This window comes from Chloroflexota bacterium (assembly GCA_009840355.1).
Lineage (GTDB): Bacteria > Chloroflexota > Dehalococcoidia > Lucifugimonadales > JADFKI01 > Bin90.
This window is the reverse complement of the sequence record VXNZ01000056.1, coordinates 42,045-62,540: the sequence shown is the minus strand read 5'-3', so window position 1 is coordinate 62,540 and position 20,496 is coordinate 42,045. Positions and strand designations below refer to the sequence as shown.

Here is a 20,496-nt window from a genome sequence, read left to right as displayed (position 1 = left end):
CCTGACTAGCCGCTTAACCCGCAGCCTGCCAATTATCCATCAACCAAGCAACTATATCACCACCACCATGCTTTGCATAGCGGCTAAACCAATGGGCTGCTTAACATATATGTACAGGATTGGCATGAGGCATGATGGGGACGGATGCGATAAATCGATGGTAAATCATTCGTAATCCAATCGACCGATCTGAAATCCTCGCATTGCATCAATACACAAGAATATAGGATTAGGATATATAGGATTATTCGCAATTATCCCATACTGTTCATCGTGTCCCGCATCGTGTCCATTGATGTAAGTTGCCCCGCGTTGTGCTGGCGTCTGTTGTGCGATAAAATGCGGTCAAGTTCAATGCAAGGAGCGGCACATGTCCACTAACGATACTGCGCTCATAGCGCACCTGATGCGTCGCGCCGGTTTCGGTGCGCGATTCGATGAAATAGAGGCGCTTGCCACCAAGGGATACGACGCTACCGTTGACTGGCTGCTGAACCCTGTCGGCGAACCCGAAACCGACGACGATATCACCTTGCGCTTCACGCCGATGCATGTCGAACCGCAGGGCTTCGCCGGTCCGGCGAGCCGCTGGTTGTACCGCATCCTGAATACGCGCCGCCCCCTCGAAGAGAAGATGACGCTCTTCTGGCACTGCGTATTCGCCACCGGCTTCTCCAAGCTCAACTCCGGTACGGCGATGTGGCGTCAGTACGAAATGCTGCACGCCTACGCCATGGGCAACTTCCGCGACCTGCTGCTGCAACTGTCCAAAGACCCGGCGATGATTTATTGGCTGGACAATTGCGACAATCACGACGGCACGCCAAACGAGAACTACGGCAGAGAGCTGATGGAGCTGTTCTCCATGGGCATCGGCAACTACACCGAAGACGATGTGAAGACGGCGGCGCGCGCGTTCACCGGCTGGACATACACCGACCCGCTGCCACGCGTTCCGTACCTGTTCTACCATCCCAGTTTCGAGTACCGCGAGTGGGACCACGACGGCAGCGAAAAGACCTTCCTCGGTGAGACGGGTAACTTCAACGGCGAGGACATCATCGACATCATCGTGAAGCAGCCGGCGACAGGGCAGTTCCTCGCGCGGCATCTGTACAATTTCTTCGTCGCGGACGAGCCGCAAGTGCCAGCCTGGCCCTACACGCCGCCAAACGACCCTGACGCCGTGAACACGCTGGCGCAGGCATACATAGACTCCGGCTACGAAATGCGCTCCGTGCTGGAAACGCTGTTCAAGTCCGACTTCTTCAAGGAAGCAACCTTCAAGAAGGTCAAAAGCCCGCTTGAGCTGGTGTCCAACACCGTGCGCATGACCGGCGACTTCAATGTAGAAATGGGCACATTCCCCAAGCACGGTCTCACCGGGCTCGCGGCGACCGTTGGCTTTATGGGGCAGCAGGTGTTCAACCCGCCCAGCGTCGAAGGCTGGCACACAGGCAAAGAGTGGATAGACAGCGGCGCTCTCGTGCAGCGCGTCAACTTCGCGGCGGAGCAGGTCGGCGATGCCGATATGCCCGGCGTTCGCCTTATGCTCGACAAGCTTGCGGACGACACGGCGAGCATGTCGCCGGAAGGCTTCGTGGATGGATGCCTGCGCCTGATGGGCGACTTGGAGCTTGAAGCGGACACGCATTCGGCGCTCGTTCAGCATGTCGCGGGCAGTGGCGCGCTCCGTGCGGATACGCCGGCAGACCGCGACAGGTTCGACGCCCGAGCCACCGAGATGATGCAGCTCATCGTAGCCACGCCGGAATACCAATCGGAATAGAGTTTTCAGTGGGCAGTTATCAGTAGTCGGTACATCGAGGTAAAGGGCTTTCAGATAAAGAGCTTTCAGAGTAATCTCCACTGACGGACTCAATGAGGAGAGGACATGACTACGCAAGAGAAGGATACGGTTCTGGTCGTGGTGCAGCTTAGCGGCGGCAACGACTTTATGCACACAGTCGTGCCATACGGCAATCCGCTGTACTACGACTTCCGACGGACGGTGAATGTGCCGCAGGACAGAGTGCTGCCCATCGATGACGATTTCGGCTTTCACCCGCATCTGTCGGCGATAAAGCCGATGTGGGACGCGGGCGATATGGCGATAGTCGCCGGTGTGGGCTACCCCAATCCGAACAGGTCCCACTTCCGATCGATGGACATCTGGCACACATGCGAGCCGGACGAGGTGGCGACCGAAGGCTGGTTAGGCAGGGCGATTCGCAATATGGACCCGCACAAGGAAAATGTGCTGACGGGCGTGAACTTCGGCAGTGGTCTGCCGCGCGCGATGGCGATGCCCGGCGTTCCGGTGACATCCGTATCGAATCTCGAATCGTATGGCTTGCTGAACAGCATGCAGGCTGAATCGCAGCGCAGCGCGGCGCTGGATGTGTTTCAGAAGATTTACGGACAGGCGATAGGCAGCGGGCAAGTGAACGACTACATCCGACAGACAGGTTTGGACGCGATGAAGGGCGCGGACATCATCAAGGTCGCGCCGCAGCGGTATTCGTCCACGATAGAGTATGCGGACAATTCCATTGCGCAGGCGCTGCGAGGCGTGGCGCAGGTGCATCTGGCGGACCTCGGCACGCGCGTCTTCTACACGCAGTACGGCGGCTTCGACGTGCACGCCAACGAAGTCGAGACGCAGAACAAGCTCTGGCTCGATGTGTCGGGTGCAATATCAGACTTCTTCGCCGACCTGCGTGAACACAACGCGTCCGAGAATGTAGTCATGCTCGTCTTCACCGAGTTCGGCAGGCGCGTGCGCGACAACGGCAACGGCACGGACCACGGCAGCGGTGGCGGCTCGTTCCTAATCGGCGACCGAGTGCAGGGCGGCATGTACGCCGAATATCCCTCGCTCGCCCCGGAAAAGCAGCTCGACGGCGACCTGCGCTTCAATTACGACTACCGCGGCTTATACTCCAGCATCCTAGACCAGTGGCTGGGGCTGGACGCCGCGCCGATAGTCGATGGTACTTACGAGCAGATTTCGTTCTTGCAGTAGCCACGAATTACTAGAACTAACATGGATATACAGGATAAGGAGGATAGACACTCCATCCCCATCCTGTCCATTCTGTGTATCCATAAGACGCTTTCACAAATGCAATTTATGCCTGTCATTTCGAGCGAAGCGAGGAATCTAAAGTCGGAAACAGGTTTGCATGCGACGATCCCTGCCTTCGCAGGGACATGCTTCAGATTCCTCACTGCGTTCGGAATGACAGAAATAGTGGGGAATGACAAAGACAGAGGGGAATGACAGCATTAGGGATTTGTGAAATCGTTTTACCATGTTAGTTAACCCGTAGCCCTGATGTGGAGACTCGGTGGGTGAATTCCTTTGACGACATAATTGATAAACTCGATGAAACGAACCGAAACATGTGGCGGTTCTTCCTCACGCTCGCGGTAACATAGATAGTTGGCGTTCTCACGCTGGCAACGCTGATTTTAAGATTGGACGGGTGAAGCATGACGACGACAGAAAAGGCGAAGGAACAAGTCTATATTCGGGTCGGGCACCACTATGTGAAGACGATAGGGTGCCACGGCGTGCTTGGCGGGCGCAGCTTCGAGTGCCCGGTGGATACGGCGTTCAACTCCAAGGGCAGGATATATGTCGCCGGACGCGCCGAGACCACGCCGCGCGTTACCATCATCGACATCGACGAGAACTTTCACGGCGAGTTTGGCACTCCGGGCGCGGGCGGCGAAGGGCAGCTGCGCTGGCCCGGTGGCATCGCCATCGACAGCGCCGACCGGGTCTATATCACCGAGCAGCACACGCAACGGGTCAATGTGTACGACGAATCGGGCGCGCTGATAACGCGCTGGGGCTTGTACGGCAGCGAGCGCGGCGAATTCAAAGAGCCGACAGGCATCGCGTTCGACGCGGACGACAACATGTACCTCGCGGACGCGGGCAACCACCGCATCCAGAAATTCACGGCGGACGGCAAGTACATCATGGACTGGGGCGCGCGCGGCAGCGGCGAAGGCGAGTTCAGCATGCCTTGGGGCGTCGCGCTCGACGGCGAGGGTTGCGTGTATGTCTCCGACTGGGGCAACGACCGCGTGCAGAAGTTCACGGCGGACGGCGAGTTCATCATGTCGTTCGGCGCGCGCGGCAGCGGCAGCGGGCAGTTCCACCGTCCGTCGGGCGTATCGGTCGATAGAGGCGGCGATATATATGTAGCGGACTGGGGCAACGACCGAGTGCAAGTCTTCGACCCCAAGGGCATCTACCAGCTCAAGTTCACCGGCGACGCGTCGCTCTCGAAATGGGGCTTGGAGATTATCCTAGGCAGCCCGGATTTCGCGCGAGAACGCCACCGCGCCACGCTAGAGCCGGAGCGCAGCCTTTGGCGTCCCAACTCCGTGCAGGTCGATCCGGAAGACCGCATCATCATCACCGACACCAGCCGCCACCGCCTGCAAATTTACCAAAAGGAATCCGTAGCCGTTGATGCGGATTGGCTGGACCTGGAGAACCCAAAGCGCGAACTGCAATTCCGATAGAAATCAGCGATGACGGATTCTATGCAGCCGCGATGCTTAATTCGGCTCCGGTAATGGGCTATTCCCCGTAAGATATGTGCTTCACTCAATTGATTGGCAATTTCGATTGGAATGCAGCACAGCGTACATTATGCTGGCGCGGGCGCTCCCAGCGCCCCCTCGATTGCTGCCGCCACTTCGCCGCGCAGGTAGGTGCGGGCTTGCCGCATTCTGTCGGACAGTTCGGCGAAGGGGACCCAGATGCAAAGGTCGATGTTCTCTGACAGGTCGGGGGTCAGGCGGTCGTTTGGCGTGCCGGCGTAGTCCATCAGGAACCAGTCAACCGTCTTGTTCACCGGCTTGCTGGCATAATAGGTGATGTAGCTCGACCGGCAGAAGTGGCGCCGGACCGACAGCATGTCTTTGTCCAGCCCCGTCTCTTCCGCCACCTCGCGCAGCGCGCACTTCTCTAAGTGTTCCTTCTTCTTGCGCTTGCCTTTCGGTATGTCCCACTGACCGTGCTTGCGAATTAGTAGAGCGTTGCCGCCGCAGAGCACAAGCCCTCCCGCGGCAGCCGTTTGGGGCAGTTCGGCGTTAGACATGTATCATTATCCGTTCGAGCACGGAGACTTGCTCCGGCGTCATCTGCCTGAACAGCACTCCATCGACCATGACATTTCGCGTTTTCCGCGATGCGCTCACGCTCGCGTCCACCGCCCTAAGGCTCAGGTCTCTGCCGTCGTAGTCGAAGCTGCTCAGGATGTAATGTATCGCGTTCAGCCGCGCCTGATGTTTGTTGTCGGAGTCGATTATCACCCACGGCGCGTAATCGGTGGATGTAACCGCGAACATGCGCTCCTTGAAGTATGTCAGCAGCTGCCAGCGCTCCGCCGCTCTGCGGTCGGTCGGCGAGTACTTCCAATACTGCAGGTCGCTGTCTTGGCGTATGCGAAAGCGCAAATCCTGCGCCTCTTTGGACACCGACAGGTATATCTTCAGCAGCGACAAGTCTTCGTCCACGAGCCGCCGTTCCCAGTCGTTCACATGCGTCATGAAGTAGCTATACTGGCGCATCGAGCAGAATCCGAGAGCGGGCTGCACGATGGCGCGGGAGTACCACGAGCGGTCGAAGATGGTGATGTTGCCCGCCTGCGGCATCATCTTGTAGTATGTGCCGAGCCAGTTGCGCATCTGCTTTGGCGTCGGCACGCCCTGCGATATGACCTGCGCGGACCTGGGGTTGAGGTAGTGCGTGATGCCGGACGCGGTCGAGCCCTTGCCCGCTGCGTCTCTGCCTTCCAGCACGACGGCGACTCGCTTGCCTTCCTGCATCACCCATTCCTGCATCATCAGCAGCTGCAGGCGCAGTTCGCGCAGTTCCGCGCGGTACGCCGTGTAGTTGACATCGCGAAACGCGGCGACATCGTACTGCTGCGCCTCGGTCTGCGGCAGAATCTCGTCTTTGTTATGCGAATAGTGGTTCGCCTGCGTCATAGCCATCCGAATGCACCACTCGAATTGCTGCCAGCCTTTCGTCCCACTGCCAGGTGGGGCTACCCGCCGGATTGCAGCGCTCGGATAATCACTGGCAAATACTGACCGACAAGTCCCGACACCGTGATCCCTACCCCAATAGCAATTCCGATCAGCCAGCGCCGTCCAGTCCTACTTTCGTTCGCCTGCGCGGTATGATCGGAGAAATGCCGCTCAACCTTGCCATCAACGGCATCAACCTTAGTGTCAACGGCATCGAATCTGGCATTGAACGCTTCACGCTGCTGGGCGAACCCTTCGCGCATATCCTCGCGAAGCAGATTCAGCATATCCACATGGGTTATCCTGTCGTGGTCGTCGCCCTGCTGATATGTCGCCATGCCGTCCCTTGCAGTCCAATCAGTCATTTCCCCGGCGCCTGATGCCCCAATTATAGCCACAGCCGCCGGCACAAACAACCGGCGCGGGGCATTCTTCTTGGATGTGATGTCCAATTCCTTTAGCCGCGCAACAAGGTATTCCTGTTGCCTGTCGCCTTTGGTGCTGTTGCAGTGCGTGCAGAGCAGCTGCAAGTTGTCCGGCGGGAATTATATACAGTTTGCCCAAGCCTGAAAGCAAAGCCGTGCAAGACCCAATGCCATGCACGGCAGCAAACTGAGACAAGAATGAGACTAGGTTTTCCGCCAGAACCAGAATCGGATTGCCAGCAGCATCGCAATAGCAAAAAATACAGCGACTGAAATCATCCATATAATGCTGGAGTTCATTAAGAAAAGCAAAGAATCAATACCTGTGATGGTCTCAGGCTCTCCGTTGCGAGCCTCAATTGCTAAGGCTGCATAGTATTGTTCCCATGTTTGGCAGTTCTGGCAGATGATTAGGTATTCTTCCTCGGTGAAACTTTTTATGAGATACGTGTAAAAACTGAGTAGTGATAAAGCCACTACGAACTTTACCATCTTGAACTTTCCTATCATGACGCATTACTTGGCTGACGCGGAATTGCGCCAGCCAACTTTCACCCATTACCCCTAAGGGATAAGAGGTTTCCTTTATTCGTTGCCCCTGATGCTCGCCACCATCGCTTGCCACGCTTGTCGTGCCTCTTCGACCGAGCCTTCTTCTTCAATGGTGGTGATGTCACCGGGGTCTTGGTCTAGCACAACCGCCTTGAACACTCGGCGCATTATCTTGCCGCTGCGGGTTTTGGGCAGCAGGTCAACGAAGTTTATCTCGCTGATGACCGCGACGGGTCCAAGCTCGCGCCGTACCGCTTGCAGCAGCTCTGCTTTCAGCTCGTCCGAGGGCGCGTAGTCGTTTCGCAGCACCACGAACGCCGATATGACCTCGCCGCGCAGTTCGTCCGGCCGTCCGGTTACACCCGCCTCCGCGACTGCCGGATGCGTCAGGAACGCAGACTCGACTTCTATCGTGCCAATGCGATGCGCCGCAATCTTGATGATTTCGTCCGCGCGTCCCGCAAACCATACATAGCCGTCTTCGTCCATATGCGCCGAGTCGCCGGTGAAATAGACCTGCCGGTCAGGCACGCGACCCCAATAGTCTTCGCCATAGCGCTGTTCGTCGCCCCAAAGCGTCGGTGTCAGGCTGGGGAACGGCCGAGTGATGACCAGAATGCCCTTCTCGCCGGTCTCGCATAGTTCGCCTTCCGGCGTCATAATGGCGGCTTCGATGCCGGGCATAGGCGTGCCGCTCGAACCGGGCTTGATTGGCAGCATTGACAAGCCATAAGGGTTGCCTACGAGCGGTCCGCCGGTCTCGGTTTGCCAGTAATGGTCGATGACGGGAATCCTGTCTTCGAGCGCTTCGCGCTGTAGCCATTCCCAAGCGGGCGGGTTCAGCACCTCGCCGGCGCAGAAGACTCGCTCTAGTGTGGGCAGCGCGGTCTTGGGCTTGCCCTCGTCGCCATAGCGCATCAGCAAGCGCACGGCGGTGGGCGATGTGAACATGCCCGTTACGCCGAACTCTTCGCTTATCTGCCAAATCGCGTCCGGGTCCGGGTGGTCTATCGCGCCTTCAAACGCGATGGTCGTCGCGCCGGCAAGCAGCGGCGCATAGACGATGTACGAATGCCCGACGACCCAGCCAATGTCCGATGTTGACCACCATACATCGGTGTCGCGTAGCCCGAAGCACCACTTGCCCATGCTGTGGATGCCGACTTGGTAGCCGCCGTGCGCGTGCACCACGAGTTTCGGCTTGGCGGTCGTGCCGGATGTGGCGAGGATGTACGCAGGTTCGTTGGATTCCATCTCTTCATGGCTGCCGTCGTGTCCGGCGCCTTGCGCGATGAAATCGTTCCAGTCGAGGTCGCGTTCCGGGTTCATCGGCGTGTCGGGGCTGCGCCTAAGCACGACCACGCGCTCAACCGATTCTCCGCCGACTTCAAGCGACGCGTCCACGATGTGCTTGAGCGGGATGTCGCGCCCTTTGCGATATGTAATGTCTGTGGTGAAGACCAGCCGCGAGCCGCTCGCCTGTATGCGGTCGCCAAGCGCGCCTGCGCCGAATCCGGCGAATACGACGCTGTGAATCGCGCCGATGCGCACGGTGGCGAGCATCAGCATAATTGCCTCTGCGCTGATGGGCATGTAGATGGTGATACGGTCGCCCTTACCGATGCTCATACCGCGCAACGCCGCAGCAATGCGCTCGACTTCGTGCTTGAGCTGCGAGTATGTGAAAACCTGCCTCTCGCCGCGTTCGTTTGCATAGACAAGGGCGGCATGCCCGCCCCAACCACGCTCGACATGGTGGTCGATGCAGTTGTAAGCGAGGTTCGTCTTCGCGCCGCTGAACCACCGAAACTCAGGCGGCTGCCAGTCGAAAACATCGTCCCACTTGCGGAACCACGGCAGGCTCTCCGCCGCGCGCTCCCAAAAGGCAACCGGGTCATCGGAAGCCTCCCTGCGCCACCGGCTAGCAATAGGGTTGACTACTTGCATAATGCTGCCTCCTGTACCTGCGTTCTTATAGTGTGAAGTAGTGTGGAGCGGCACCGCTCGCTCCCGTCTAGCCTATCGTAAATGGCGTCACACTGCGAGTACTCCGTCGATTCAAACCTACCTATCGCTTCGGCGCTTCCGTAATTCAACTTCTGACTTGAGCGCGGTCGAAACATTCCATCGGATCGTAGTCGGCAGAGTGCCGGTGTCGCGGCATCAAAACTAGGTTCTGTGGACAATTCACAATTGTGTCCCGTCATTCTTGCGGGAGCAGGAATCCGGCGCTTGCAAGCGGCGTTAATATAACAAAGCTGCGACATCTGATATTCTGGATTCCCGTTCCCCGTTTTCATGAGGATATGCTTCACGGGAATGTCCCAATTGTCCACGCAGCCTAGGCTGTGGCAACAGGACGAGCGACCATTTCGCAGGATTAGTCAGCGGCTTCCGATACGCTTCGCTCGCCGAATGGTTCGAGATTGCCTACATGTAGTCCTTGCCCGGCGGTGAATGCCTTCGCCCTTATCGCTTCGATCAGGTCGGCTTCGTTGCGGATGTCGCCGTCGAAGATGGTTACGCACTTGCCAATGCCTTGCGTGGAATGCGCGTCGCTGCCGCCCGTTCCTGTGAAACCGAGCTCGCGCGCCACTTCCAGCGTGAACAGGTTTTCCTTGTCAGTATTGCTGCCGTTGGCTATTTCTATATCGTCCGCAAGCTCAAACAGCGGATGCTTCGCTGCCTCAGCCGCAGTTGTCGGGAGGTCGCCGTCGTAGTTCTTGTACAGCAGGTTGACATTGTACGGTGGACGGTTGAAGAAGTTGCGGAACGGATGCGCCGGAATCATCACGCCACCCGCCTTATCGAGGACTTTGCGCAAACCTTCGGCAGTGTGCATGCCGCTGACGTAGTGGCGTATCCCGATTGCGATCACATGCCCAACATCCGTGTACACTTCGACCGCCCCAATTACCACAAGACCGGAATCCTTGAATGTGTCTATGAGTTGGTAGTTTTCCCAGCCGCCGGAGTGCTCGGTGAGGCAAATGCCGTCAAGCCCTATGCGCTGCGCTTCTTCGATGAGCTGTTCGGGACGAAGGTTGCTGTCGCTGCTGCCGTGAACAGTGTGTAGATGTAGGTCAAATACTGTCAATGTTCTATCCTGTAACTGCCTTTCATGTCTGGTCTGAACTAACCTATGCTCACCCTGTGCCTTCTTGTTCGCTGCGGGAAGGCTACGATTTAGGTAAAGCCGTTTAGGTTATCATGAATGGCAGATTCTTGGTAATTTTCGCGGCAAATCACAGGGACTTTCGGTTGTCACCCTGGGCGAAGTGAAGGGTCTAAAATCGCTGTGTGGAAACAAGCCTGTGTGTAGTCAACGCGTTTAGATTTCTCGCTTCGCTCGAAATGGCATAAATAACCGAAAGACCATGAATAATCGGAAGACCCTAGGCAAATTCATGGCTCGTGCAAGGTTGCCGCAACGCGTTCTCCGTTGCATTCTCCGCATAAAGGGGTATAGGGATTCTAGTCCTGAATGCAGGTTAGGGTCAATTCGGCGGGGTGGTGTTGGTGAGGGCGCCGCCGCTTCACGCCGCGAAGTAGGGCAGAAACCAGCCGAACAGCCCGACGAAGAGCAGCGTTATCGTCAGCACGCCCGCGAGCATCTGGCGGAACAGAATTACGAGTGGCGCGGCAAGCAAGACCGCCGTGCTCACGATGACCAACGTGTATGCCAGATTCGGACTGCCCAGCCCGCTGCCCGGCGTCTGCTGCAGTATGACCTGATACAGCAGCGACAACGCACCGCCGGCGACTGCCCAAGTCGGGTATGATACGGCGACTATCCCCATTGCCATTGTCATCGGCGGGAACTTTTCCATAACCGGCATCATCCTATCGCGGCGATTCTTCAGCACCGAAAACAGGCTGAACATTGACACGGTGATGAACACGGACGCCATAAGCATCCCAAGCACCGCGCCGTCTATGAATCTGTCGATTGTCATGTTCTAGCCTTATCCGACCGTCTCGAAATCTATATCCTTCTTCCCTTCCATCATCAAGAGGGAAGGGAAGAATAGGGGAAGAATCATCAGAGTGATATTGGCGTCAAATCGTCTCATACAATCGTATCACCACAGGGCTACGGCCATACTGCTGACACCAGATGCGCGTTCAAGCCGTGTTTGTGTCGCAGCAGCAGTTGGATGGCAGTGCCGACTTCGCGGCGCGGCATTAGCGCGTAGATGGACGGACCGCTGCCGGATATGTGGATTTCGCGCGCGCCGAGTTCTGCGAATGTGTTCCAGCACTGCTCCAAGCCGGGATAGGCGTCGAATGCCACATCGTCAAACACGTTGAACAGGAATTGCGCCGGCATATCCTTGCCCACGCGAATCCTCGCCTCTAACTTGCGCGTCAAATAGCCACGAGTGTAGTTCGCGGGCGTGAGCATGCCGTACAGCGCGGCAGTCTTGCTGCTTGCGCCGCCGGTGTGCCGCACATCGGGCGTTACGACCACTAGCCACTGCACTTCCGGCGGTGGAATGCGGCGAATGCGCTCGCCTCTGCCCAGCCCGATAGCCGTGCCGCCCTGTAACAGGAACGGCACATCCGAGCCAAGCTGCGCCGCAAGCGCTTCGAGCCGTGCCATGCCCATGCCAAGTTGCCACAGGTCGTTCAGCCCGCGCAGGGTCGCCGCCGCGTCGCTGCTGCCGCCACCAAGCCCTGCGGACACGGGAATCGCCTTCTCAATGCCAATGGTTGCGCCGCCTTCATAGCCGCTCTCTTTGCGCAGCAGCGCCGCTGCCTTGTACGCCAGATTGTCCGAAGATTCCAACGCCGGATCGTCGCAAGTTAGCGTCAGGTCATCTGCGGGCGCGAGACGCACGGTATCATGCAGGTCAACGGTCTGCATGATGGTGGCGACTTCGTGATAGCCGTCTTCCCGGCGACCGAGCGCCTCTAGCGTGAGGTTAATTTTCGCGTATGCCTTGAGTGTGAGCATCGGATTCAGGATAGCGCAGCCGCCATGCCGCGTAAAGGTCGCCCCATTCGTCAAGAGACAGCGTTTGCGGCCTGCGCTTGGGGTCGATGTTGGCATGTTGCAGCACATCTTCCGCATCGACGCGTGTAATCGTCAGCCCGTTTTGCGTCAGTCCGTTTTGCAGGCAGTTGTGAATTTGCTTGCGCGGCGCGGAAAATCCGGCGCGCACCAGTGTAAAGAACGCATCGACGCTATCCAAGTCAAGCGCGAGCCGCGAATATACGTCGATGCGAACGATGGCGGATGTTACCTTCGGCGCGGGGCGGAATGCGCGCGGAGGCACACTGCCGACAATGCGCGGCTTGCCATAGAGCTGCGTCGCGACTGACAGCAGTGTCATGCCGCCGGGTGCTGCTGTCATATTGCGAGCCACTTCTCGCTGTACCATCACGACCATCATCGTGGGCTGCCGCTCGGCTTCGAGAAATCTGCGGATTATCGGCTGCGCTGCGTAGTACGGCAGGTTGGCGATGAGCTTGTAGCGCGCGCCGTCCGCCAGCAGGGATGATATATCAACGTGTCGGGCGTCCGCGTGAACGATGTTCACATGGGAATGCTCGGCGAATTCCGTAGTCAGCTCGGCGGCAAGGTCGTCGTCTAGTTCGACTGCGGTCAGGCTCGCGGTTCTGTCGGCAAGCGGGCGGGTGAGTATGCCGCGACCGGGCCCAATTTCAAGCACATTGTCGTCCGGCGCGATGTCAGCGGCGGCGATGATGCGGGATACGATACGGCGGTCGGTGAGGAAGTTTTGGGCTAGGGATTTTTTGGCGGGGGCATGGCGCAGCATCTGTACGGCAACTTATTAGGCGCTATCAAGTGCGACTAGGCGTTAATCAAGTCCATCGGGACCAATCGCTGTTCCTTGGGATTGACGACAAAAAGCAGTTCTTCCAGCGCCAATGCGCCGAGCAAGATTGGCGCGCCTTCCTCACTGAAAGTAACTTGTGTGAAGGCATCTCGTCCATTCACCCTTATCCAAGTCCTGCCTATGTTCGTGCGCTTGATGCTTCCGTCGCCAAACTGGAAGTTCCTGCTCATTACTGGTGACACGCCAAGTTCGCGTAGCGTTGACGACGGGATAGAACTGAAGAACGCGCCCGTATCCACAAGCGCATCGGTGGTTACCCAGCGATCGCCTTGCTGCCCGCCGATGTCCATTTTCACATTGAAGCAACCCATTGGATAACCTCATATTCGACGCCTGAAAAAAAAGACGCCTGATAGGTCGTGCACCTCAATTCGATTCCCAGCCGCGAGCATGGCTACAGCGGCGACTCAAGCCAGGCGACCCTGCGGCACCCGGAAGACACCGCTTACCGCTGCTTCCTTCCAGACCTGACGGGGTTCACGGCTTTCCGCCGCGCAGGACCCAGCTATCAACGCCGACCGACTGTCGCCAGCGGCTCGGAATGGTAAACCTCCAAGAGGAGTTCAGCCTCGCTAGAGCGGATTGCGAGTACAGGGCACCGCTATCTCCCCGCTTAGCACGACCTTGCACCCATGGTAGGGCGGCGGCGCAAGCGTGTCAACGGAGTGGGAGTCTGTCGGTCTGTCATATTTCAGTAAGTCAGCTCTATCCGTCATGCCGATATTGGCTTCTTCGGCGCGGACTGACGAACTGAAAGACTGAAATACTGACAGACCGACTTACCGGCTCACCTTCAGAATGCTCAGAAACGCTTCCTGCGGTATTTCTACGCTGCCGACGCGCTTCATGCGCTTTTTGCCTTCGGCTTGGCGCTGCAGCAGCTTGCGTTTGCGCGTTACATCGCCGCCGTAGCACTTGGCAAGCACATCCTTGCGCAGCGCGCGGATAGTCTCGCGGGCGATAATCTTCCTGCCGATGGCGGCTTGCACCGGCACCTCGAACAGCTGCCTGGGGATAAGCTCGCGCAGTTTCTTCACCAACTCGCGTCCCTGGTAGTAGGCGTTGTCGCGGTGCGTGATAATGGACAGCGCGTCCACGGGCTCGCCGTTCACCAGAATGTCCACCTTGACGAGGCTGCCGGGGCGATAGCCTGATATGGAATAGTCCATCGACGCGTAGCCCTGCGTGTTCGCCTTCAGGTTGTCGTAGAAGTCGATTAGCACCTCCGCGAGCGGCACATCGAATTCCATCAGCACTCGCGGCGCGGAGTTCGCGCCCTCGTGCTGCAAGTATTCCATACGCTTGTACTCGCCGCGACGGTTGCGCACTAGGTCCATCACGGGACCGATGTAATTCGCCGGCGCGATGATGCTGACATCGAGCCATGGCTCTTGAATCTCATCGATGCGCGACGACTCCGGCAAGTGCGCCGGGCTGTCGATTTCCAGAATCTCGCCGTCCGTCATCAGCACTTCGTAGGCGACGCTCGGCGAAGTGGCGAGCAGGTTCAGGTCATACTCGCGCTCCAGCCGTTCCTGCACGACATCCATGTGTAACAGACCGAGGAAACCGCAGCGAAAGCCTGATCCGAGCGCGACCGAGTTTTCCGGCTGAAAGACAAGCGCCGCGTCGTTGAGTTGCAATTTCTCGAGGGCGACGCGCATTTCAAGGTAATCTTCGCCGTCGGCAGGATAAAGGCCCGCGAACACCATCGGCTTGAGTGGCTGATAGCCCTTGAGCGGCTCAGCGGACGGCGCGTTGGCTAGCGTTACGGTGTCGCCGACGGGTGCATCGCCGACGCTCTTCAAGCCCGTTGCGACATATCCCACTTCCCCCACGCCCAAGCGTCCGACTTTAGTTGGCTCAGGCGCGAACACGCCGACTTCCAACACTTCGCTCGCGCTGTCGGTGGACATAATCTTGACGCGACTGCCCGAAGGCACTTGCCCGTCCATCACGCGCACATAGGCGATGGCGCCCTTGTATGGGTCGTACTTGGAGTCGAATATCAGTGCGCGCAGCGGCGAGTCGGCATCGCCGGAAGGCGGCGGCACTCGCTGCACTATCGCTTCGAGGATTTCGGGTATGCCCGTGCCGTCCTTTGCGGAGACGAAAACAATCTCGTCGTCTATAAAGCCAAACGCCTGCTGCACTTCCTCTGCGACTCGCTCCGGCTCTGCCACATCGAGGTCTATCTTGTTGATGACCGGGATAATTTCGAGGTCGTGTTCCAGCGCGAGATAGACATTGGCAAGCGTCTGCGCCTGAATGCCCTGCGAAGCGTCCACGACCAGCAGCGCGCCCTCGCAAGCGGCGAGGCTGCGCGACACTTCGTAGGAAAAGTCCACATGCCCCGGCGTGTCTATGAGGTTGAGTTGGTAGTCCTGCCCATCGTCCGCACGATACGACAAGCGTACCGCTTGCGCTTTGATGGTAATGCCGCGCTCGCGCTCAAGCTCCATGCTGTCGAGCAACTGCTCCACCATGTCGCGCTCTTCCACCGCGCCCGTCTGCTGCATAAGCCGGTCCGCAAGCGTGGACTTCCCGTGGTCGATGTGCGCAATGATGCAAAAATTGCGAATATGTTGTGCGTTCATAAGCATATATTATCACCCACGTGTGCAACGGTCTATCTATAAGGATAAGACGAGCTCACAAGTGCAATTCTTACCTGTCATTTGCAATTTATATCTGTCATTTCGAGCGAAGCGAGAAATCTAAGGTCGGAAACAGGTTGGCATGTTTGGCATGTAGACGATCCCTGCCTTTGCAGGGACATGCTTCAGATTCCTCACTGCATTCGAAATGACAGGGGAGGAGTATTCGGAATGACAAAAACAGCGTGGAATGACGACATTAGGGATTTACGAATTCGTCTCATCTCATAAGCAGTGTTATAGATGGAATATGCCCCAGACCTTTCAGTAGTCTCGCTCACGCGGCAGCTGTGCTTGCCAAGTTTGGCACAAGTTTGGCGAGTATATGGCGCGATTATGGCGAATTTCGACTTTGTGAAAAAATCATTGACAATCCAAATCTGTCTGAATAACATTGTAACTTGCTGATAGTAGGTATTAGATAATGATATAAATGTGTGTCGAAATCACCTTGCGATTAGGCTTACGGAACGAGACCACGATTTCACTGGCGTGTTTGAACATCAGACCATACAGTTTTACAGCGAAAGGTTTACAACGAATTGGAGGGAATTATGAAGATTAAAGCCATTTGGCTTCTAGGAATTGTCGCGATCGCGGCAATGGCACTGGCCGCTTGCGGCGGCGCCGATGAAGCGCCGGCAGCGCCTGAAGCGCCCGCAGCGGCGCCGCAGACATCCGCGCCGGCACCGGCAGCGCCCGCGCCTGCAGCGCCGGCACCGGCAGCGACAACCGCCGCCGCGCCATCTGCGCCCGCACAGGCGGCTCCGGCAGCTACCGCAGCGCCGGTGCAGCCCACGCCCGCTCCTGAGATTCCGACAGAGCAGGTCGCAGTTACCATCACCGTGGCGTTCGACAATGTCGGCACGCCGCAGTTCCGCAATGTGAAGGGCACTTGGCCCGACGTACTGTTCCACGGCTTCTTCGGCTTCCAAGAGCCGCTGCTTGGCTGGGAGCCCACTTATGACGATCAGGGCAACCCAATTCGCTCTACCGGCGAGGCTTGCCACGCGCCGTTCGTCGCCACCGGCTGGGAGTGGGAACTCCCCGGCAAGGACGGCGGCACCGTGAAGATGGACGGCAAGGAACTCGAGAACTTCGATGCTGCCGATCTGTCCGACCCGGATAACCAGGGCATTATCAGGGTGTTCATCCAAGAGGGCATCGACTTCTACCGCGCAGAGTCGGACGGACTTGTGAGGATGGGCCCGCTGACCGCAGAGGATGTGGCGTGGTCGTTTAATGACGCAGGTTCGGAGAACACCAACTCCGCGCACTCCAACTCGTCGCAGGCTTACGAATACTATAAGCCCTGGCGCGCAGAGAGCGAGTATGTCGCCGTAGCCGAGAACCGCGCGTTCCGCTCGGACGGTCTGCAGGACGCATCGTCAATCTGCCAGGACGCGATATGGATTCAGTCCAAGGCATATAACGATGAGCTGGAAGCCGCAGGCAACGAGGATGGGACTTTCGGTTTCCCGCATGGTTCGGGTCCGTTCGTAGTGGAAGAATGGCTGCCCGCCGAGCGCATCAACGCTGTCGCGCGTGTGGACCACTGGCGGCAGTCCGCTCCGTTCCAGAGGCTGATTTTCGTGCAGGCGAATGAGGCGCAGCAGCGCTCGGCAATGCTCCAGACCGGGGCAGCCGATATCGCCATGGCATCGATTCAAGATGTTGGACGACTTGAGGACGAGGGTTTCAAGTTCCACGAGGGCCTTGACGCCATCAACGGCAACTTCTACTACTTCTCCGGCAACCTCTGGGCATTCCGGTACCCGCCGAATTCGACGCTTGGCGACGATGACCTGTCAGGCAAGCCAATCTTGCGGAAGGGCTTCCTTCCTTCTGACAAGTATCCGTGGATCGGCGATCCGCGCCTTGAGTGCGTGGGCATCGACCGCAGCGATCCCGCTATTCAAGACGAGCCCGGCGCGGGCTGCAATGTTGCCAACTTCAGCGGCATGTACGAATTCGACGGATTTGATTCCCGATTCGAAGAGGGCGCTGAAGGTTTCGACTACACCGACACCGAGAGGTTCTCTTATGAGACGCCGCGCATGATAAGCGCCAAGAAGTTCCGCCAGGCGCTTGCCTACGCGATCGACCGCGAGCTAATCGCGTCGTCGGTTACGGGCGGTTACGGTGGCGCAGTTTATGGTGGGGCGTTCCCCGGCATGACGGTTCACCAAACGCACCCTGAGTACAAGGATCGCTGGAGCTACGCATTCGATCCGGACAAGGCGCAGGCGCTTCTGGCAGAGTCGGGTGTTGCGCCAGGCTTTGAGTTCGAGTTCTTCTGCTCGCAGGGCAATGGCACATCGCTTGAAGTCTGCGAAGCGGTAGTCGGACAGTGGAAAGAGAACCTTGGGCTTGATCCGTACATCGACAGCACGCAGTATTCCTCGCGCCGCCCGACAATGCTGGGCCGCGAGATTCATGTGCCGTGGATGACGCGTTGGGGTCCCACCAGCAAGCACGGCAGGCTCGGTGAGGGCGGCGGCACGCTGCCGGGTGGTGGTCTATGGCCGCTTCCCGCCGGTGGCTGGAACCCCGGCATCGAGGACAACCGCTGGTGGCAGAACCGTGAGGACACGCGCATTCAGAAGAAGGGTTCGGATGAAAATCTCACTACCCGCGAAGAGATTCTGGACTGGGCGTATGACATGACCCTGTCGACCGGAACAGTCGAGGTGCCTGTGCTCATCGGCTTCAACCCGGACACCGTTGAGAGCTGGAACCTCGCGCCTTACGAGCTACCCAACTCGTTCGAGACGATAGTTCCCGCCGGGCAGTAATAATCGGTTAGACAAAAAGTACGGCAGCCGGACATCAACATCGTCCGGCTGCCGTCCATCAATGTATAAGCAATAATCGTATTGACAACAATCTCCTGTCAGGCAAACCTGTTTCGCAAGGACTAATCATCCGTCCAACAGGCCGACCGACAGGCTGACCAACAAGACTACCTACAGTTAACCTGCTCCGGAGCGCGAACTAGATGAAAGTCTTCATTCTGAGGCGATTGCTCTTCTTGGTGGTGGCGATAGTCGCCGCGACCCTGATAGTGTTCGCGCTTTCACGCCTACAGGGCGACCCGCGTAATGTAATGCTCAATGTCGGCTATGTGTCGCCGGAGCAGTGGGAAGCTTGGGGCAAGCAGTTCCACCTAGACAAGCCGCTCATCGTCCAATACCTGATTTGGGCGGGCAAGGGCTTTTTCCAAGGCGACTTCGGTGAATCCCTGAAGACAGGCAAGCCCGTGCTTGAAGAAGTCTTCTACTTCGCGCCGGCAAGCCTGCAACTCGGTCTGTCCGCAGTTCTGTTCGTGCTGATTACCGGCATACCGCTAGGCATACTGTCTGCGGTTAAGCGCGGCACGTTTTGGGATGTGGTAGGCAGAACATTCGCCGTATTCGGGCAGGCGCTGCCACCGTTCTGGCTGGGCATAATGCTTATTCTGGTGTTCAGCGTAACGCTTGATTGGTTGCCGTCCGGGACGCGCGGGCACGACGCCAGCAGCTGGCTTGACCGCCTGCGCTACTATCCGATGCCCGCGGTAACGCTCGGCTGGCTTGCATCCGCAGGGCTGATGCGCCTGGTTCGCTCGTCCATGCTCGAAGTGCTGGATTCGGAATATGTCAAGCTGGCGCGAGCAAAGGGCGTGGCGACTGGCACGGTCATCTGGAAGCATGCTTTCAAGAACGCGCTCATCCCGCCTCTGACATTTGCCGGGCTGATTCTTGTCGGCTTCATCGGCGGCACGGTGGTCACGGAGACGGTGTTCGCCTGGCCAGGCTTGGGGCAGATGACCTACCGCTCCATCATCAACAACGATTTCCCGTTGATGACGGGCGCGGTGCTGGTTTTCACGGCGCTGTATGTGTTCGCCATCTTTATCATCGATGTGCTGTACGCCTTCATAGACCCTCGAATTCGCTACTCGTAAGGACGGTCAGTTGACTACACCCGTTGGACAGGTCTCCCTAACAGACCTTGAAGAAAGTAGAAGGGAATCAGCATTCGCGCGGGCATTCTATGTGTTCCGCCGTTGGCCTCTGATTCCGATGGTGATACTGATCATTCTCGCGATATGCGCGGCGTTCTCGCCGCTGATTGCGCCCTACGAGCCGGAGAAGGATCAGCTCCGCGCTGTGCTTGCCTCTCCCGCTTGGTATCCGCCGTGCGAAGAAGGGCAAATCAGCAACAAGTTCGAGAGCTGCAACACCAACGGCATCCCGCTGGGACGCGACGAGCGAGTCTATCACTTCATTCTCGGCGCAGACCAACTCGGACGCGACATCGTTAGCCGCATAGTCTATGGTGCGCGGCTGTCGCTCAGCCTCGCTGCAATCGCAATCGCAATAGGCACGATTTTCGGCACGACGGTCGGGCTGATAGCGGGCTACTACGGCGGATTCATCGACGAAGTGATAATGCGCATCGTCGATGTGTTCAACGCCATCCCATACATTCTGCTCGCCATCGCGCTCGTGCTCGTCTTAGGGCAGAGCTTCGCCGTGGTCGCGTTCGTTCTTGCGCTCGGCGCGTGGACCGGCATCGCGCGTCTCGTGCGCGGTCAAACGCTGCAAGTGCGCAACTTCGACTACATTGCGCTCGCGACAATCGCCGGCGCATCCACCTTCCGCATAATGTTCCGCCATCTGCTGCCCGCCGTCGCTAACACTGTGGTCGTGGCGAGCACGCTGCAGGTCGGCAGCACCATTCTGTCCGAAAGCATCCTGTCGTTCCTGGGCGCGGGCGTCCCGCCGCCTACGCCGTCTTGGGGCGCGGACATATCCGTCGGTCGTGAGTTCCTCGGCTCGGCGTGGTGGGTTGCTTTCTTCCCCGGAATGGCAATCTTCCTGACGGTGCTGTCGTTCAACTTCATCGGCGACTGGCTGCGAGACCGTTGGGACCCGCGCCTGCGTCAGATTTAATGCA

At 58.0% G+C, this 20,496-nt stretch carries 17 protein-coding genes and 1 other RNA gene; 6 read left to right on the top strand and 12 right to left on the bottom strand.

Annotation, left to right across the window (positions count from 1 at the left end):
- Window positions 1-370 precede the first annotated feature (370 nt).
- The 3 genes from F4X57_14280 (at window position 371) to F4X57_14270 (ending at window position 4,542) form a co-directional block, all read left to right on the top strand.
- Window positions 371-1,789 (top strand): DUF1800 domain-containing protein, encoded by a 1,419-nt coding sequence (locus F4X57_14280; GenBank protein ID MYC08312.1) that lies wholly within the window; start codon window positions 371-373, stop codon window positions 1,787-1,789.
- A gap of 105 nt (window positions 1,790-1,894) precedes the next feature.
- The gene (locus F4X57_14275; protein MYC08311.1) at window positions 1,895-3,025 is read left to right on the top strand and encodes a DUF1501 domain-containing protein; all 1,131 of its coding nucleotides are present in this window, start codon (window positions 1,895-1,897) and stop codon (window positions 3,023-3,025) included.
- 470 nt (window positions 3,026-3,495) lie between these two features.
- Window positions 3,496-4,542 (top strand): hypothetical protein, encoded by a 1,047-nt coding sequence (locus F4X57_14270; GenBank protein ID MYC08310.1) that lies wholly within the window; start codon window positions 3,496-3,498, stop codon window positions 4,540-4,542.
- Between the two features lie 128 nt (window positions 4,543-4,670).
- Here F4X57_14270 and F4X57_14265 read toward each other — a convergent pair whose 3' ends face one another.
- From F4X57_14265 to lepA, 12 genes are all read right to left on the bottom strand, one after another.
- The gene (locus tag F4X57_14265) at window positions 4,671-5,123 is read right to left on the bottom strand and encodes an NUDIX domain-containing protein (protein MYC08309.1); all 453 of its coding nucleotides are present in this window, start codon (window positions 5,121-5,123) and stop codon (window positions 4,671-4,673) included.
- A complete protein-coding gene (locus F4X57_14260; protein MYC08308.1) occupies window positions 5,116-6,021 on the bottom strand; it encodes a polyphosphate kinase in 906 nt (301 codons plus the stop codon). The genes F4X57_14265 and F4X57_14260 overlap by 8 nt, the downstream gene beginning before the upstream one ends.
- 53 nt (window positions 6,022-6,074) lie before the next feature.
- A complete protein-coding gene (locus F4X57_14255; protein MYC08307.1) occupies window positions 6,075-6,422 on the bottom strand; it encodes a hypothetical protein in 348 nt (115 codons plus the stop codon).
- A 264-nt stretch (window positions 6,423-6,686) separates the two neighbouring features.
- Window positions 6,687-6,974: a hypothetical protein gene (locus tag F4X57_14250; GenBank protein ID MYC08306.1), complete on the bottom strand. Its 288-nt coding sequence runs from the start codon at window positions 6,972-6,974 to the stop codon at window positions 6,687-6,689.
- Between the two features lie 93 nt (window positions 6,975-7,067).
- Window positions 7,068-8,981, bottom strand: coding sequence for an acetate--CoA ligase (locus tag F4X57_14245; protein ID MYC08305.1), 1,914 nt, complete (start codon window positions 8,979-8,981; stop codon window positions 7,068-7,070).
- 433 nt (window positions 8,982-9,414) lie between these two features.
- Window positions 9,415-10,131: a PHP domain-containing protein gene (locus F4X57_14240; protein MYC08304.1), complete on the bottom strand. Its 717-nt coding sequence runs from the start codon at window positions 10,129-10,131 to the stop codon at window positions 9,415-9,417.
- A gap of 439 nt (window positions 10,132-10,570) precedes the next feature.
- Entirely contained in the window at window positions 10,571-10,990 is a 420-nt protein-coding gene (locus tag F4X57_14235; GenBank protein ID MYC08303.1) for a hypothetical protein, read from the bottom strand.
- Between the two features lie 137 nt (window positions 10,991-11,127).
- Window positions 11,128-12,108 carry a 4-(cytidine 5'-diphospho)-2-C-methyl-D-erythritol kinase gene (gene ispE / locus F4X57_14230; protein MYC08302.1) on the bottom strand — a complete coding sequence of 327 codons (981 nt, stop codon included), beginning with the start codon at window positions 12,106-12,108 and terminating at the stop codon, window positions 11,128-11,130.
- Window positions 11,960-12,817: a ribosomal RNA small subunit methyltransferase A gene (rsmA, locus tag F4X57_14225; GenBank protein MYC08301.1), complete on the bottom strand. Its 858-nt coding sequence runs from the start codon at window positions 12,815-12,817 to the stop codon at window positions 11,960-11,962. The genes ispE and rsmA overlap by 149 nt, the downstream gene beginning before the upstream one ends.
- 35 nt (window positions 12,818-12,852) lie before the next feature.
- A complete protein-coding gene (locus F4X57_14220) occupies window positions 12,853-13,209 on the bottom strand; it encodes a hypothetical protein (protein MYC08300.1) in 357 nt (118 codons plus the stop codon).
- 46 nt (window positions 13,210-13,255) lie between these two features.
- An RNA gene (ffs, locus tag F4X57_14215) (signal recognition particle sRNA large type) lies at window positions 13,256-13,520 on the bottom strand.
- Window positions 13,521-13,677: 157 nt separating this feature from the next.
- Window positions 13,678-15,495, bottom strand: coding sequence for an elongation factor 4 (gene lepA, locus F4X57_14210; protein MYC08299.1), 1,818 nt, complete (start codon window positions 15,493-15,495; stop codon window positions 13,678-13,680).
- A gap of 614 nt (window positions 15,496-16,109) precedes the next feature.
- On the opposite strand from lepA, the gene F4X57_14205 reads away from it, so the two are divergent.
- From F4X57_14205 to F4X57_14195, 3 genes are all read left to right on the top strand, one after another.
- Window positions 16,110-18,350: a hypothetical protein gene (locus F4X57_14205; GenBank protein MYC08298.1), complete on the top strand. Its 2,241-nt coding sequence runs from the start codon at window positions 16,110-16,112 to the stop codon at window positions 18,348-18,350.
- 203 nt (window positions 18,351-18,553) lie between these two features.
- Window positions 18,554-19,501: an ABC transporter permease gene (locus F4X57_14200; GenBank protein ID MYC08297.1), complete on the top strand. Its 948-nt coding sequence runs from the start codon at window positions 18,554-18,556 to the stop codon at window positions 19,499-19,501.
- Between the two features lie 109 nt (window positions 19,502-19,610).
- On the top strand, window positions 19,611-20,492 hold the full coding sequence (locus tag F4X57_14195) for an ABC transporter permease (protein MYC08296.1): 882 nt from the start codon (window positions 19,611-19,613) through the stop codon (window positions 20,490-20,492).
- Window positions 20,493-20,496: the final 4 nt, after the last annotated feature.

Coding starts and splice junctions, on each gene's coding strand:
- F4X57_14280 (MYC08312.1), top strand. CDS start 371: ATGTCCACTAACGATACTGCGCTCATAGCGCACCTGATGCGTCGCGCC.
- F4X57_14275 (MYC08311.1), top strand. CDS start 1,895: ATGACTACGCAAGAGAAGGATACGGTTCTGGTCGTGGTGCAGCTTAGC.
- F4X57_14270 (MYC08310.1), top strand. CDS start 3,496: ATGACGACGACAGAAAAGGCGAAGGAACAAGTCTATATTCGGGTCGGG.
- F4X57_14265 (MYC08309.1), bottom strand. CDS start 5,123: ATGTCTAACGCCGAACTGCCCCAAACGGCTGCCGCGGGAGGGCTTGTG.
- F4X57_14260 (MYC08308.1), bottom strand. CDS start 6,021: ATGGCTATGACGCAGGCGAACCACTATTCGCATAACAAAGACGAGATT.
- F4X57_14255 (MYC08307.1), bottom strand. CDS start 6,422: ATGACTGATTGGACTGCAAGGGACGGCATGGCGACATATCAGCAGGGC.
- F4X57_14250 (MYC08306.1), bottom strand. CDS start 6,974: ATGGTAAAGTTCGTAGTGGCTTTATCACTACTCAGTTTTTACACGTAT.
- F4X57_14245 (MYC08305.1), bottom strand. CDS start 8,981: ATGCAAGTAGTCAACCCTATTGCTAGCCGGTGGCGCAGGGAGGCTTCC.
- F4X57_14235 (MYC08303.1), bottom strand. CDS start 10,990: ATGACAATCGACAGATTCATAGACGGCGCGGTGCTTGGGATGCTTATG.
- ispE (MYC08302.1), bottom strand. CDS start 12,108: ATGCGGAAGATGTGCTGCAACATGCCAACATCGACCCCAAGCGCAGGC.
- rsmA (MYC08301.1), bottom strand. CDS start 12,817: ATGCTGCGCCATGCCCCCGCCAAAAAATCCCTAGCCCAAAACTTCCTC.
- F4X57_14220 (MYC08300.1), bottom strand. CDS start 13,209: ATGGGTTGCTTCAATGTGAAAATGGACATCGGCGGGCAGCAAGGCGAT.
- lepA (MYC08299.1), bottom strand. CDS start 15,495: ATGAACGCACAACATATTCGCAATTTTTGCATCATTGCGCACATCGAC.
- F4X57_14205 (MYC08298.1), top strand. CDS start 16,110: ATGAAGATTAAAGCCATTTGGCTTCTAGGAATTGTCGCGATCGCGGCA.
- F4X57_14200 (MYC08297.1), top strand. CDS start 18,554: ATGAAAGTCTTCATTCTGAGGCGATTGCTCTTCTTGGTGGTGGCGATA.